General features: G+C 73.5%; 1 pseudogene (cut by a window edge). It reads right to left on the reverse strand.

What is annotated here, in order from left to right:
• A pseudogene (locus tag HGG74_RS04775) lies at positions 1 to 427 on the reverse strand (thiamine pyrophosphate-binding protein) (its annotated part extends 504 nt beyond the left edge of the window); the annotation flags it as partial.

Raw genomic sequence — 427 nt, forward strand, 5'->3', positions numbered from 1 at the left:
GGCCTCCCACCCGGCCGGCAGCTCGAAGGCCTGCACCCGGTCCAGCAGCGCGGCCTGCTCCGGATTGGCCTCCCGCCAGGCCCGGTAGGACTGCTCCCACCCGGCGCGGGCGGCGGCCCCGCGGCCGGCCACCTGCCGGGCGTGCGCCAGCACCTCGTCCTCGACCTGGAAGCTTTGGTGCGGGTCAAAGCCCAGGCGTTCCTTCAGCGCCGCGACCTCGTCCTTGCCCAGGGCCGAGCCGTGGATCTTGCCGGTGTTCTGCTTGCCCGGGGCCGGCCAGCCGATGACGGTCCGCAGCGAAATGATCGAGGGCCGCCCGGTCTCGGCCTTCGCCGCGGCCAGGGCGTTGTAGAGCTCCTGGACGTCCTCGGCGTACTCGCCGGTTTTGGTCCAGTCCACCCGCTGGGTGTGCCAGCCGTAGGCCGCG

The organism is Arthrobacter mobilis (assembly GCF_012395835.1).
GTDB lineage: Bacteria > Actinomycetota > Actinomycetes > Actinomycetales > Micrococcaceae > Crystallibacter > Crystallibacter mobilis.